A 13685-nucleotide genomic window follows, 5' to 3' on the forward strand; every position below is an offset into this window, starting at 1 on the left:
TTTTTATCCGAATTTTAATAAGGTTTTTAATTGTTTTAACTTTCCTTTATATGGAGCGTATCTAGTAGGTACATCTAGCCAATTTCCTCTAGTAACAACTCCTTTTTTATGGCAAAAAGTTTCAAATGTGCGTTTTCCATGGTATCCGCCAATTCCACTTTCACCTACACCTCCAAAAGGTAAATTATGATTGGCAAAATGAACGGTAGTGTCGTTAATTGTCCCTCCGCCAAATGAATATTGTTGAATTAGTTTCTTTGCAAAGGATTTTTTGTTGGTGAAAACATAAAATGCAAGTGGCTTATCATAACGGCTAATAATTTGATCTAATTCTTTTTCGTTCTCGTAAGAAATAAGTGGTAAAATCGGTCCGAAAATTTCACTTTGCATTACTTCACTATCTAGTTTCGGTTCGTCAATTAGAGTAGGAGCTATATATCTGTCATCTCGATTTGTTTTTCCTCCTGTCAAGAAAGCTTCACCCTGAAGCATTTGGTTTAATCGATCAAAGTTTTTGGTGTTTACAATTCTTGGGAAATCTTCTGAAAGTTCTGGGTTTTCGCCATATGCTTTTTTAATTTCTTCTTTAAATTCTTTTACAAACTGTTCTTTTACTTTTCTTTGGATTAATAAGTAATCTGGAGCAATACATGTTTGTCCTCCATTTAAAAACTTTCCCCAAACTATTCGTTTTGCAGCAAGTTTTATTTTTGCCGTCTCATCTACAATACATGGGCTTTTTCCTCCAAGTTCTAAAGTAACCGGAGTTATATATTCAGCAGCAGCTTTGGCAACAATTTTTCCTACAGGTACGCTACCTGTAAAGAAAATATAATCCCAACGTTGAGCTAAAAGTTGTTGAGATTCAGGAATTCCTCCTTCAATTACAGCTACATGTTTTTTATCAAATACAGTTTCAATAATTTCTTTACAAATAGTGCTTGTATGAGGTGTTAGTTCAGATGGTTTTAAAACAACAGTATTTCCAGCCGCAATTGCACCAACTAAAGGAGCAAAAGCTAATTGATAAGGGTAATTCCATGGAGCTATAATTAATACAGTTCCATAAGGTTCTGAATGAATTTTTGCCGATGAAGGAAAATTTAAAATCGAAGGTAAAACACGCTTGGGTTTTGTCCATGATTTTATGTTTTTTATCATCATTTTTAATTCAGAAATAACTATACTAGTTTCTGTCATCACACCTTCATATTCCGATTTTTTAAAATCATTATGTAAAGCTTTTAAGATGTCATTTTCGCGCTTTGTGATTTCCTGGAGTAATTTTTGTAAACTTTTTTTTCTGAAAGAAATATCTTTTGTTTGTTGAGTTGCAAAAAAACGACGTTGTTCCTGAATAATTTCAGGAATTGCTTCAGTAGTTACTGTATCGATCATAAATTATATTTCTTGTAGTTTTTTATTCATTAATTTGAACCAAATTGGCGGAATAAGTGATAAAAGCATCATTCCTGGGTAACCTGTTGGCATTTGTGGGCTTTCTGGAAGTGATTTTAAAATTTGATAATGTTTACTTCCATTATAATGATGGTCAGAGTGTCTTGATAAATTAAATAAAACTAGTTTTCCAATAACATGATTAGAATTCCATGAGTGTGTGTGTTTAACACGCTCATATCGACCAAATTTATTTTTCTTGCGCAATAATCCGTAATGTTCTATATAGTTTACAGTTTCTAATAACAAAATTCCAATTGTCGCAGCTGCTAAAAAGTAAAGCATTACTACTAATCCGAAGAAAAAATAAATAGAACTTAATAGAATTATATGTGCAATTGTATAAATAATCATTCTGTTTTGGTGATGAAACCAAGTTCTATCAGATGTTTTTAAGCGTTTGTTTTCAATTTTCCAAGCTTCTATGTAGCTCATAATTTGAGATCTTATCCAAAAAACATATAATAGTTCATTTTTTTTAGCTGTAGCAGCATCTTCAGGTGTAGCTACATTGAAATGATGTCCAGCGTTGTGGTAAGGAAGAAAGTGAGTTTCTAATGAAGTCAACAATAAAATTTCACCTAATAACTGTTCTAAACGATTCTTTCTATGTCCTAATTCATGTCCTACATTAATTCCTACAACACCACACATTATTCCCATTGCAGAGATTCTACCTATTAAATCAATTGTATTCGAAGTATCTTGGATTACAAATAAAAACCACACTAAAAAAAAGATTTGTGTTGGTAGTGTCAAGTATAATATCGAAGAATATAGCTTATTATTTTTTTCTATTTCCTCTTGTTCTTTGTTGAAATTTACAGCATCAACCTTTAAGAAAAAATCAGCAAGAGGTACAATTCCAAAAACATATATTAATGTCAGAAAAGTAATCCATCCAGAAGATGTGAAAGAGATATAAACAGTTAAAGGAACTGAGAATACCATTAAATATCTTAAAGCTTTCATGATGTGTAGAGGAATTTGTACTAAATATACAAATTAGTTACAAGCATCCCAAATGTTATCATTGGTTGGGGTAGGGGCGTTAATTATGATTTTTTCTTTGTTTACAGGATGTGTAAACTGAATTTTTTTAGCGTGTAAATGGATACTTCCGTTTTTGTTACTTCTTGAAAATCCGTATTTTAAGTCGCCTTTTATCGGGTGTCCGATATTGGAAAGTTGACACCTGATTTGATGATGTCTACCGGTTTCTAAATCAACTTCTACTAAAGAATAACGATCGAGTTTTCTTAACACAGTATAACGTAAAATAGCCTTTTTACTTCCAGGAATTTCATTTTTATGTGCTTTAGATTTATTGTTTTTAGGATTTTTCTTCAGGAAGTTTATTAAGGTGTTTTGATTATTGGTTGGATGTCCTTTTACAACTGCCCAGTACGTTTTTTGGATTTGCTTTTCCCGAAGCATTTTATTTAAACGCTCTAAAGCTTTAGATGTTCGTGCAAAAATTACAATACCAGAAGTGGGTCTGTCAAGTCTATGAACAGTTCCTAAAAATACATTTCCAGGTTTGCTGTATTTTTCTTTGATGTATTCTTTTACAACGTCACTCAAAGGTTTGTCACCTGTTTTGTCACCTTGTACAATATCACCAGATCTTTTATTGATAATAATGATATGGTTGTCTTCGTGAAGAACTTGAAGATTATCTTTTGTAGAATGCATCAGATTATTTTATTTAAAATCGTCGGCTACATCTTTGTTTACTTGATCAATAAAGTTTAAAACTTCGTCTCTTCCGAGTTTGCTGCTAGATGAAGTTAAAAAATTAACAGGTAAGCTTTCCCAATGTTGAAGTAATTTTCTCTTGTAAGAAAGTAGTTGTTTGTTTAATTTAGAACTAGGTAATTTGTCTGCTTTGGTAAAAATAATAGCAAAAGGAATATTGTTTTCTCCAAGAAAACGCATGAATTCTAAATCTATTTTTTGAGGATCATGTCTGCTATCAACTAATACGAAAGCGCAAACTAATTGTTCTCTTTCTTTAAAGTAGTTTTCAATAAAGTATTGAAATATTGTTCTTTTCTTTTTAGAAACTTTAGCGTAACCATACCCTGGTAAATCCACTAAAAACCATTCATTGTTAACTTTAAAATGGTTTATAAGCTGTGTTTTTCCTGGTGTTCCAGAAGTTTTAGCTAACTTTTTTCGCTCCATTAACATGTTGATTAATGAAGATTTACCAACATTAGATCGGCCAATAAAAGCGTATTCTGGTATTCTGTCTTTTGGTGCATTTGTAACATTACTGTTACTCATTACAAACTCAGCAGATTTTATTTTCATCGCCTATATATTACGTTCTTTAAACCAGCTTTCTAAAATTTCATTAAACTCTTGTGGGTGTTCCATCATGGCTGCATGTCCACATTTGTCTACCCAAAATAAATCACTATCAGGTAAAAGTCTATGGAAGTCTTCAGCTACATCTGGTGGGGTGACGGTGTCGTTTTTTCCCCAAATCAAACAAGTTGGTTGTTCCATGTTTGGTAAGTCGTTGGCCATATTATGACGAACTGCACTTTTTGCAATGGCTAATGTTTTAACAAGAGTATTTCTATCGTTAATAACATCATAAACTTGATCAACTAATTCTTCTGTTGCGATAGATTTATCGTAAAAAACTTCTTGTGTTTTTGTTCTAACAAAGCCCTTGTCGCCTCTTCTAGGGTAATTATTACCTAGAGAGTTTTCATACAATCCTGAACTACCTGTTAAAACTAAAGCAGCAACATCTTGTGGGTAATGTTTTATATAGTATAAAGCAATGTGTCCACCAAGAGAGTTACCTAACAAAACAACGTCCTTTAAGTTTTTATACTCAATGAAATCGTGTAAGAATTTAGCTAAATTCTTAACGTTAGTCTTTAGAATAGGTAGCGAATATAGAGGTAATTCAGGAATTAAAACCTTATAACCTCTTTCGGAAAAATGATCAAAAGTATGATTAAAATTACTTAGAGCACCCATTAAACCATGCAAAACAATGATGGGTCTTCCTTCACCGGCTTCTGCATAAGTAAATTTATCTTCTTTCTTTAAAAAATCAGTCATTAGCTAACATTTGGCTAACCGCAAAAATAAACCTTTTTTGTTACAAGTCAATTTTCTTTTTTTTGAGGGGTTCTTAGTGCTGCAATTATCGCTAAATGTGTGTGTTTTTAGTTAAAGTGGTATAAGTTATTAACAATGTGGTAAAAAGTGGTAGAAAGTGGTAAAAAATTTATATTTTTGAATATTACTATATAGTTAATCGTGATAAACCTTATTGGAACATATGAGTGTAAAGCTGATGCTAAAGGTCGGCTTATGTTGGCTTCTGGCTTAAAAAAGCAGTTGTCTCCAGTCTTGCAAGAAGGTTTTGTGATTAAGCGTTCTGTTTTTCAGCCTTGTTTAGAGTTGTATCCAATGCAGGAATGGAATGTAATGATGAATAAGATTAATAAGCTAAATCGATTTGTGAAAAAAAATAATGATTTCATAAGGAGATTTACAGCTGGTGTAAAGGTTGTTGAAGTCGATGCTACAGGGAGAATTTTGATTCCTAAAGATTTGTCTGTGTTTGCGGGTGTGAAAAAAGAGGTGGTTCTTTCTAGTGCAGTAAATATTGTGGAGATTTGGGATAAGGAGAAGTATGAGAATGTGATTGAAGATTCGGCTTTAGATTTTGGGGATTTAGCAGAGGAAGTAATGGGAAATATTGATATAGATGAATAGTTATCACGAGTCGGTGTTGTTGAAAGAGAGTGTTGATGCACTTGATATAAAAGAGGGTGGTGTTTATGTGGATGTCACGTTTGGAGGTGGAGGGCATTCTAAGGAGATATTAAAACGCTTAGGTGAGAATGGTAGGTTGTTTGGTTTTGATCAGGATGCTGATGCGACTAGGAATTTGATTGATGATGATAGGTTTGTTTTGATTGAGGAGAACTTTCGGTATATAAGTCGTTTTTTAAGGTTTTATGGAGTGAAGAAAGTGGATGGTGTTTTGGCGGATCTTGGTGTTTCATCTCATCAGTTTGATGAAGCTGAAAGGGGGTTTTCTACAAGGTATGACGGGGAGTTGGATATGAGGATGGATCAAACTGCGAAAATTTCAGCGAAGGAGGTTGTGAACGATTACGAGGAGTCTAAGCTTGCTGATGTCTTGTATTATTATGGAGAGTTGAGAAATGCTAGAGCTATCGCGAAAACTTTGGTGGCTTCTAGGGGTGACAAAAAGATTGAAACTAGTTTTGAGTTGAAGGAAGTGTTAAAGCGTTTTTTGCCTAAAATGAAAGAGCATAAGATTTTGGCTCAGATTTATCAGGCGATAAGGATTGAAGTTAATGAAGAGCTGGAGGTTTTGAAAGAGTTTCTGAATCAGATCCCTGATTTGTTAAATGACGATGGTAGGTTGAGTGTAATTTCATATCATTCTTTAGAGGATCGTTTGGTGAAGCGTTTTATTAGAACAGGGTTGTTTGAGGGTGAGCCAGAGAAAGATTTTTATGGGAATATTAGTGTTCCGTTGAAAAAAGTGGGGAAATTGATAGTGCCAACAAATGAAGAGATAGCTCAGAATAATAGAGCTAGAAGTGCGAAACTTAGAATAGCGACAAAAGTATAATTATGGCGGAAAGTTCAGGTGGGATATATGATGTGTTGCGTGGTAGTTTTTTAACTGATGATTCAGCGGCAAAAAATTGGAAGATCATCATATTTATAGTAGGGCTTTTGTTGGTGATGATATGGAGTGCGCATTCGATAGATGAAAAGGTGGTCAGGATAGCAGAGTTGAATAAAAAGAAAAGAGAGCTTCGGGCGGAATATGTAGATACAAGTACAATTCTAATGAGGATGAAGTTGGAGAGTGCGATTAGAAAAAAGGTGATTCCTACAGGTTTGGAACCTGCGCAAGAACCACCACAGAAGATTAAGGTAATAGTAAAGTAAAATATTAAGATTTGTCAGTAGTTAAAAAAAGCATATTAAACAAGTTGTACGTAGTTGCGGTGTTGATGTCGCTTTTTTTGTTGGTTATAGGGGGTAAGGTTTTTGAACTTCAGTATGTGAAAGGTGAGCGATACAAAAAGATGGCGATAGAGAAGAATATTAAAAATGATACTATTGCTGCTAATAGAGGTAATGTTTATGCTTCGGATGGAAATCTTTTAGCGACTTCAGTGTCTAGTTATACGGTTCGAATGGATCCTGTTTCGGTCAGGAAAGGGGATTTTGAAAAGTATATTGCAGCTTTAACTCAAGAGCTTTCTAAAATGTTAGGTAAAACTCCTCAGTATTATGAGAAGAAAATCCGTGATGCTAGAAATAGAAAAAATAAATATTTATTGATAGCGAGAGGTTTAGGTTATAATGATTATGCTAAAATGAGGGATTTTCCAATGTTTAGATTGGGAGTTTATCGTGGTGGTTTTATAGCGGAGCAAAAAACGGTAAGGGAACATCCTATTGGTAAGATAGCGGAACGTACAATTGGTTATAATGATCATAGAGGTGGAGCAGGTATAGAAGGTGCGTTTTCTGAATATATGAAAGGCGAGAATGGTTGGAGAGTAAAGCAGAAAATAGCTAAAGGGCAATGGAAGCCGCTAAGAGATATTAATGAAAAAGAGCCTGAAGATGGTAAGGATGTAATTACTACAATTGATGTTAATATTCAAGATATAACGCATTATGCTTTGTTGAAGCAGTTAGAGTATTTTGAGGCAGATCATGGTTGTGCAGTTGTGATGGAAACTGCAACTGGAGAGATAAAAGCAATATCAAACCTGGGGAGGACTTCTACTGGGAAGTATTATGAAAGAAGGAATTATGCGGTTTGGGAAAGTCATGAGCCTGGTTCTACTTTTAAGTTAGCGAGTTTAATGGCGGCTTTAGAGGATAATGTTGTAGATACTGCAGATGTCATAGATACTGAAAAGGGGAGGATTTATATAAATAATAGAAAAGTAGAGGATAGTAATTGGGAAGGTTACGGGAAAATTTCTTTAGCCAGAGTTTTTGAAGTTTCTTCAAATGTTGGTATTGTAAAAGCTATTCAGAAAAACTACGACCATAATCCAAATAAATTTATTAAACGAATTAAGCAATTTGGTTTAGATCAGCAGACAGGTGTACGAATAGTTGGTGAGGGAAAGCCAATTATTCCGTTGCCAAAAACAGATCGTTGGAATCCGATTGCTTTAGAGTGGATGGCTTGGGGTTATGGTGTTTCTTTGACTCCTTTACAGACATTAATGTTTTATAATGGTGTGGCGAATAATGGAGAGTTGGTAAAGCCAAGGTTTGTGAAAGAGTTAAAAGTAGGTGGGAAAACCGTGGAGAAATTCGATAAGATTGTTTTAAAAAAGAGAATAGCAAAACAGTCTACTATAAATAAGGTGAAGAAGATTATGGAGAATGTAGTTAAAAAAGGAACTGCGGAAGAGATTTATTCTCCAAATTTTTCAATGGCAGGTAAAACAGGTACGGCAAAAAAATGGATTCCTAGAAAAAAGAATAAAGAAGGGAAGTATGAGGGAGGTTATTATTCAAATAAAAAATATGTAGCGTCTTTCGCTGGTTTCTTTCCTGTAGATAAACCAAAATATTCTTGTATAGTGGTTGTGCATGAACCAGATCCTTTAAAAGGGTATTATGGAGCAAAAGTGGCAGCTCCTGTTTTTAAAGAAATAGCACATAAAATTTATACATCAACACCTTCAAGTGTGCAAAAGGTAACGGATTCTGTTGTAACGGCTTCTATCAGTAAAGATTACAATAAGTATTATGATGTTATAAACAGGTATAAAACAATTATGCCTAAAGTAGTAGGAATGTCGGCTATGGATGCGATTTCAATTTTAGAAAATATGGGTTTGAAAGTAAATGTTTCTGGAGTTGGAAAAGTAAAAGAACAGTCGATAAACAAAGGGGTGAAAGTTCGAAAAGGGGCAACAGTATATTTAAAACTATCATAATTGAAAATAGTTAAAGACATATTATATAAGGTAGGAGTGAATTCAGTGTTTGGAGATACAAATATTGAAATTGCTAATGTGGTTTTTGATAGTAGGAAGGTTGTTGAAAATGATTTATTTGTGGCACAGCGTGGAGTAAATGTTGATGGTCATAAATTTATAGATAAGGCAATTGATTTAGGTGCGAAAGTTATTGTTTGTGAGGTTGTACCAGAAAATAAAAAAGAGGGGGTTGTTTATGTTGAGGTTGATGATGCAAATAAGGCGTTGGCAAACATAGCAGCAAATTATTATGATAATCCTTCGGATAAAATCAAATTAATAGGAGTTACAGGAACTAACGGAAAAACGACAGTGACAACGTTGTTGTATCAGTTGTTTAAAAAGTTAGGGTATTGTGCAGGATTACTTTCTACGGTTAAGATAATGGTAGATGAAGTAGTGTATAAAGCTACGCACACAACTCCAGATTCATTAACGATCAATAAATATTTATCGGAAATGGTGAATCAAGGTGTTGAATTCTGTTTTATGGAAGTGAGTTCTCATGGGATTCATCAGCAGAGAATAGAGGGATTAACTTTTGAGGGAGCTGTGTTTACAAATTTATCTCACGATCATTTAGATTATCATAATTCGTTTGCAGAATACAGAGATGTGAAAAAATCTTTTTTTGACGGTTTGTCTAAAAACGCTTTTGCTTTAACAAATATAGATGACAAGAATGGTAATATCATGCTTCAGAATACTAAAGCAAACAAGAAATCTTATGCGCTTAAAACACTAGCTGATTTTAAAGCGAAGATTTTAGAAAAAAGCTTTTCTGGTTCACTTGTTACTATAAATGGAATTGAAGTTTGGTCGAAACTTATAGGTGATTTTAATACATATAATCTTTTGGCAATTTATGGAGTTAGTGAGTTGTTAGGTTTAGATAAAATAGAGGTTTTACGAGCGATTAGTGAGCTTCAAAGTGTAAGTGGTCGATTTGAGTATATCGTATCTAACGACAATGTCACAGCTATTGTGGATTATGCACATACACCAGATGCTTTAAAAAATGTTCTAGAAACAATTAACAATATAAGAACAGGTAATGAGCAAGTGATTACTGTTGTGGGGTGTGGTGGAGACAGAGATAAAACAAAGCGTCCTAAAATGGCGAATATTGCTTCTTTATTGAGTAGTCAAGCAATTTTTACTTCAGATAATCCTAGAACAGAAGATCCTCAGGTGATAATAGATGAAATGGAAGTAGGGGTAACTCCAGAAAATTATAGAAAAACAATAGCTATTGTAGATAGAAAACAAGCGATAAAAACCGCTTGTAAGTTAGCGCAATCAGGTGATATAATCCTGATCGCTGGAAAAGGACATGAAAATTATCAAGAGGTGAATGGTGAACGTCATCATTTCGATGATTTGGAAGAAGTGAAACAATGTTTTAATCAACTAAAAAATATATAAAGAATGTTGTATTACCTATTTGAGTATTTAGAAAGTGAATTCAATTTAACTGGAGCAAGTGTGTTTCAATTTATCACATTTCGTTCGGCTGCAGCATTTATATTATCATTGTTGATTTCTACAATTTTTGGTAAAAGAATTATCAATTTCTTGAGAAGACAACAGGTTGGTGAAAGTATTAGAGATTTAGGTTTAGATGGGCAAATGCAAAAAAGCGGAACGCCTACAATGGGTGGTGTAATTATCATCATGGCGACGTTAATTCCAGTATTGTTATTAGCTAAGCTTGAAAATATATATGTGATTATCTTGTTGATAACAACTGTTTGGATGGGGTTCATTGGATTTGCTGATGATTATATAAAAGTCTTCAAAAAAGACAAGGCAGGTTTAAAAGGAGTTTTCAAGGTTGTTGGTCAGGTTGGATTAGGGCTTATAGTTGGAGCGATTTTATACTTCAATGATGATGTAACTATAAAAGAACAATTGCCACAAGAGCAACAGATAGTTATGGAGAATGGTAAGAAGAAAGTTTTTAGTGAAGCACATAAGTCAACTAAAACAACTGTTCCATTCTTAAAAGATAACGAATTAGATTATGCGAAAGCTTTAAGTTTTTTAGGTGAAGGTTATGAAAAATACGCATGGTTAATTTTTATTCCAATTGTTGTTTTTATTGTAACAGGGGTTTCTAATGGAGCAAATTTAACAGATGGAATAGATGGTTTAGCTGCAGGTTCTTCTGCAATTATGGTAGTAACTCTGGCGATTTTCACTTGGGTTTCTGGTAATATCATTTTTGCTGATTATCTAGACGTAATGTATATACCAAACTCTGGTGAAATGACAGTTTTTGTTGCTGCTTTTGCTGGAGCGCTAATAGGTTTTTTATGGTATAATACTTATCCGGCTCAGGTTTTTATGGGAGATACAGGGAGTTTAACAATTGGAGGAATTATTGCTGTGATCGCAATTGCAATCCGTAAAGAATTATTGTTGCCTGTTTTAGCAGGGATTTTTGTTGCTGAAAATTTATCAGTGATTTTACAGGTTTCATATTTCAAATACACGAAGAAAAAATATGGTGAAGGAAGACGAATTTTTAAAATGTCGCCTTTGCATCATCATTATCAAAAGTTAAACTATCACGAAAGTAAAATTGTAACTCGATTTTGGATTGTTGGGATTTTATTGGCTGTGTTTACAATAGTAACATTGAAGTTGAGATAATGAAAAGGTTAGTTGTCTTAGGAGGAGGAGAGAGTGGAGTAGGAACGGCTATTCTAGGGAAGAAAAAAGGTTTTGATGTTTTTGTTTCTGATAAAGGAACGATAGCAAAGAAGTATAAAGAAGTTCTTGAACATAATGAGATAGATTTTGAGGAGAATCAGCATACAGAGAGTAAAATTTTTAATGCTGATGTGGTAATGAAAAGTCCTGGTATTCCAGATAAAGTAGCTCTAATTCAAGAGTTATTATCAAAAGAAATTAAAGTGATTTCAGAGATAGAATTTGCAGTAGGGTATACAGAAGCAACTATAGTTGGAATTACAGGTTCAAATGGAAAAACAACCACAACAATGTTAACACATCATATTTTAAAAAATGGTGGTTTAAATGTTGGAATGGGAGGGAATATCGGAGATAGTTTTGCAAAACAAGTTGCAGAGCAAAATTATGAGAATTATGTGTTAGAGTTAAGTAGTTTTCAATTGGATGGAATCGATTCATTTCGTTGTCATATTGCCATGATTACTAACATTACTCCAGATCATCTCGATAGATATGATTATGATTTTAATAAATATATAGCTTCAAAGTTCAGAATAGCAATGAATCAAACGAAAGATGATTTTTTGATTTATGATTCTGATGACGAAGTAATAGTGAATTGGTTGAATAAACATCCTGTTCAATCAAAATTAGTTCCATTTTCAATCACTAAAGAATTGAAATACGGAGCATTTGTTAAGGGTGATGCAATAATAATTAGAATAAACGAAGAAGAATTTATAATGGATAAATCTTATTTAACGATACAAGGAAAGCACAATACAAAAAACGCAATGGCATCTATGTTGGCATCTAAATTATTACAAGTACGTAATAACAGGATTTCAGAAAGTATGTCAAGTTTTGAAGGGGCTGAGCATCGTTTGGAAAAAGTAGTGAAAATTGAAGGAGTTACTTATGTGAATGATAGTAAAGCAACAAATGTAAATGCAACATTTTATGCTCTAGAATGTATGGATGCTCCAACAGTTTGGATTGTAGGTGGTGTAGATAAAGGAAATGATTATACAGACTTATTGCCTTTAGTTAGAGAAAAGGTAAAAGGGATTGTATGTTTAGGTCTAGATAATCAAAAGATTATTGAGACATTTCAAAATGTTGTAGATATTGTTGTGGAAACAGCAGGAGCTCAAGAAGCAGTAAAAGTGGCTCATAAAATAGCGCAAAAAGGTGATACAGTTTTATTATCTCCAGCATGTGCAAGTTTCGATTTGTTTGAAAATTATGAAGATAGAGGTCGTCAATTTAAAAGTGCAGTAAGAAGTTTATAAAATATTGAAAACAATATTTAAACATATAAGAGGAGATAGAGCCATTTGGGCTATAGTTGCTGTTTTAGCAATTCTTTCTTTCATGCCAGTATATAGCGCAAGTACAAACTTGGTGTATGTGGTTGGTAATGGATCAACAACAGGACATTTAATTAAGCACATCGTACTGCTGCTTATGGGGTTTGGTATTTTATATGGAGTTCATAAAATTCCGTACCGATATTTCAGTGGAGGTTCTGTGTTAATGCTGCCTATAGTTTTACTCTTGTTAATAGTTACAATAGCTCAAGGAACAACAATTGGTGGTGCTAATGCAAGTCGATGGATTCGAATTCCTTTTGTGGGAGTTGGTTTTCAAACTTCAACTCTTGCTGGTCTTGTTGTTTTGGTATATGTGGCACGTTATTTAGCAAAGAATAAGGAAAAGAAAATTGTCTTTAAAGAGAGTTTGTTACAATTATGGTTGCCAGTAGGTTTGATATTAATATTGATTTTACCTGCAAACTTTTCTACTACAGCTATTATATTTTCAATGGTAATTATGCTAACTTTTATTGGAGGATATCCATTAAAATATATAGCGAATATTTTAGGAATAGGAGTTGTAGCATTAGGACTCTTTATTTTGGTGATAAAAGCTTTTCCAGATGCGATGCCTAACCGATTAGCAACTTGGGAAAGTAGAATTGATGGTTTTTTTAATTCAGAAAACCAACCTGAAAATTACCAAGTTGAAAAAGCAAAAATAGCCATTGCAACAGGAGGTCCTTTTGGAAAAGGAGCTGGTAAAAGTGTGCAGAAAAATTTCTTACCACAGTCTTCTTCAGATTTTATTTACGCAATTATTGTTGAAGAATATGGAATGATGGGAGCGTTATTGGTCATTTTTATGTATTTCTTGCTGTTATTCAGGATAATAATAGCTGCAAAAAAAGCGACAACAATTTTTGCAACTTTATTAGTAATTGGCGTAGGTTTGCCGATCATTTTTCAGGCCATTATTAATATGGCTGTAGCGGTAAATTTATTTCCAGTTACAGGGCAAACTTTACCACTAATTAGTAGTGGAGGAACTTCAATTTGGATGACTTGTTTTGCTTTAGGAATGGTCTTAAGTGTTAGTGCCTCGAAGAATGATACAGAAGAATCAATTTTAGATGATAATCCGTTAGATATTTTACATGAAACCATATAAATATAAGTG

The 13685-nt window shown here is 33.4% G+C and carries 13 protein-coding genes; 8 read left to right on the forward strand and 5 right to left on the reverse strand.

Features of this window, described 5'->3' with window-relative positions:
- Positions 1-3: 3 nt before the first annotated feature.
- From Q1A46_RS02265 to Q1A46_RS02285, 5 genes are read right to left on the reverse strand one after another with little or no spacing between them, the layout of a single operon-like run.
- The gene (locus Q1A46_RS02265; RefSeq protein ID WP_299673565.1) at positions 4-1398 is read right to left on the reverse strand and encodes an aldehyde dehydrogenase; all 1395 of its coding nucleotides are present in this window, start codon (positions 1396-1398) and stop codon (positions 4-6) included.
- A gap of 3 nt (positions 1399-1401) precedes the next feature.
- Entirely contained in the window at positions 1402-2430 is a 1029-nt protein-coding gene (locus Q1A46_RS02270; RefSeq protein WP_299673567.1) for an alkane 1-monooxygenase, read from the reverse strand.
- A gap of 33 nt (positions 2431-2463) precedes the next feature.
- Positions 2464-3153, reverse strand: a complete 690-nt coding sequence (locus tag Q1A46_RS02275; protein ID WP_299673569.1) for an RluA family pseudouridine synthase — start codon at positions 3151-3153, stop codon at positions 2464-2466.
- Between the two features lie 9 nt (positions 3154-3162).
- Entirely contained in the window at positions 3163-3774 is a 612-nt protein-coding gene (yihA, locus tag Q1A46_RS02280) for a ribosome biogenesis GTP-binding protein YihA/YsxC (protein ID WP_299673571.1), read from the reverse strand.
- Positions 3775-3777: 3 nt separating this feature from the next.
- Complete coding sequence (locus tag Q1A46_RS02285; RefSeq protein WP_299673573.1) at positions 3778-4542, reverse strand: alpha/beta fold hydrolase; 765 nt, start codon at positions 4540-4542, stop codon at positions 3778-3780.
- A 201-nt stretch (positions 4543-4743) separates the two neighbouring features.
- Here Q1A46_RS02285 and mraZ point away from each other — a divergent pair, with 201 nt between their 5' ends.
- From mraZ to Q1A46_RS02325, 8 genes are all read left to right on the forward strand, one after another.
- Complete coding sequence (mraZ, locus tag Q1A46_RS02290) at positions 4744-5205, forward strand: division/cell wall cluster transcriptional repressor MraZ (RefSeq protein WP_299673575.1); 462 nt, start codon at positions 4744-4746, stop codon at positions 5203-5205.
- Positions 5198-6097 (forward strand): 16S rRNA (cytosine(1402)-N(4))-methyltransferase RsmH, encoded by a 900-nt coding sequence (rsmH, locus tag Q1A46_RS02295; protein WP_299673577.1) that lies wholly within the window; start codon positions 5198-5200, stop codon positions 6095-6097. The genes mraZ and rsmH overlap by 8 nt, the downstream gene beginning before the upstream one ends.
- 2 nt (positions 6098-6099) lie before the next feature.
- Positions 6100-6423, forward strand: coding sequence for an FtsL-like putative cell division protein (locus tag Q1A46_RS02300; protein ID WP_299673579.1), 324 nt, complete (start codon positions 6100-6102; stop codon positions 6421-6423).
- Between the two features lie 65 nt (positions 6424-6488).
- Positions 6489-8450 (forward strand): penicillin-binding protein, encoded by a 1962-nt coding sequence (locus Q1A46_RS02305; RefSeq protein WP_299673581.1) that lies wholly within the window; start codon positions 6489-6491, stop codon positions 8448-8450.
- Positions 8451-9917 carry a UDP-N-acetylmuramoyl-L-alanyl-D-glutamate--2,6-diaminopimelate ligase gene (locus Q1A46_RS02310; RefSeq protein WP_299673583.1) on the forward strand — a complete coding sequence of 489 codons (1467 nt, stop codon included), beginning with the start codon at positions 8451-8453 and terminating at the stop codon, positions 9915-9917.
- 3 nt (positions 9918-9920) lie between these two features.
- Positions 9921-11147, forward strand: a complete 1227-nt coding sequence (gene mraY, locus Q1A46_RS02315) for a phospho-N-acetylmuramoyl-pentapeptide-transferase (RefSeq protein ID WP_299673585.1) — start codon at positions 9921-9923, stop codon at positions 11145-11147.
- A complete protein-coding gene (gene murD / locus Q1A46_RS02320; protein WP_299673587.1) occupies positions 11147-12481 on the forward strand; it encodes a UDP-N-acetylmuramoyl-L-alanine--D-glutamate ligase in 1335 nt (444 codons plus the stop codon). The genes mraY and murD overlap by 1 nt, the downstream gene beginning before the upstream one ends.
- 4 nt (positions 12482-12485) lie before the next feature.
- On the forward strand, positions 12486-13676 hold the full coding sequence (locus tag Q1A46_RS02325; protein ID WP_299673589.1) for an FtsW/RodA/SpoVE family cell cycle protein: 1191 nt from the start codon (positions 12486-12488) through the stop codon (positions 13674-13676).
- Positions 13677-13685: the final 9 nt, after the last annotated feature.

The sequence above is a fragment of the uncultured Tenacibaculum sp. genome (assembly GCF_947502995.1).
In the GTDB taxonomy this organism is placed as follows: Bacteria; Bacteroidota; Bacteroidia; order Flavobacteriales; family Flavobacteriaceae; genus Polaribacter.

Coding starts and splice junctions, on each gene's coding strand:
- Q1A46_RS02265 (WP_299673565.1), bottom strand. CDS start 1,398: ATGATCGATACAGTAACTACTGAAGCAATTCCTGAAATTATTCAGGAA.
- mraY (WP_299673585.1), top strand. CDS start 9,921: ATGTTGTATTACCTATTTGAGTATTTAGAAAGTGAATTCAATTTAACT.
- rsmH (WP_299673577.1), top strand. CDS start 5,198: ATGAATAGTTATCACGAGTCGGTGTTGTTGAAAGAGAGTGTTGATGCA.
- Q1A46_RS02285 (WP_299673573.1), bottom strand. CDS start 4,542: ATGACTGATTTTTTAAAGAAAGAAGATAAATTTACTTATGCAGAAGCC.
- Q1A46_RS02300 (WP_299673579.1), top strand. CDS start 6,100: ATGGCGGAAAGTTCAGGTGGGATATATGATGTGTTGCGTGGTAGTTTT.
- yihA (WP_299673571.1), bottom strand. CDS start 3,774: ATGAAAATAAAATCTGCTGAGTTTGTAATGAGTAACAGTAATGTTACA.
- Q1A46_RS02275 (WP_299673569.1), bottom strand. CDS start 3,153: ATGCATTCTACAAAAGATAATCTTCAAGTTCTTCACGAAGACAACCAT.
- Q1A46_RS02305 (WP_299673581.1), top strand. CDS start 6,489: ATGTCGCTTTTTTTGTTGGTTATAGGGGGTAAGGTTTTTGAACTTCAG.
- Q1A46_RS02270 (WP_299673567.1), bottom strand. CDS start 2,430: ATGAAAGCTTTAAGATATTTAATGGTATTCTCAGTTCCTTTAACTGTT.
- murD (WP_299673587.1), top strand. CDS start 11,147: ATGAAAAGGTTAGTTGTCTTAGGAGGAGGAGAGAGTGGAGTAGGAACG.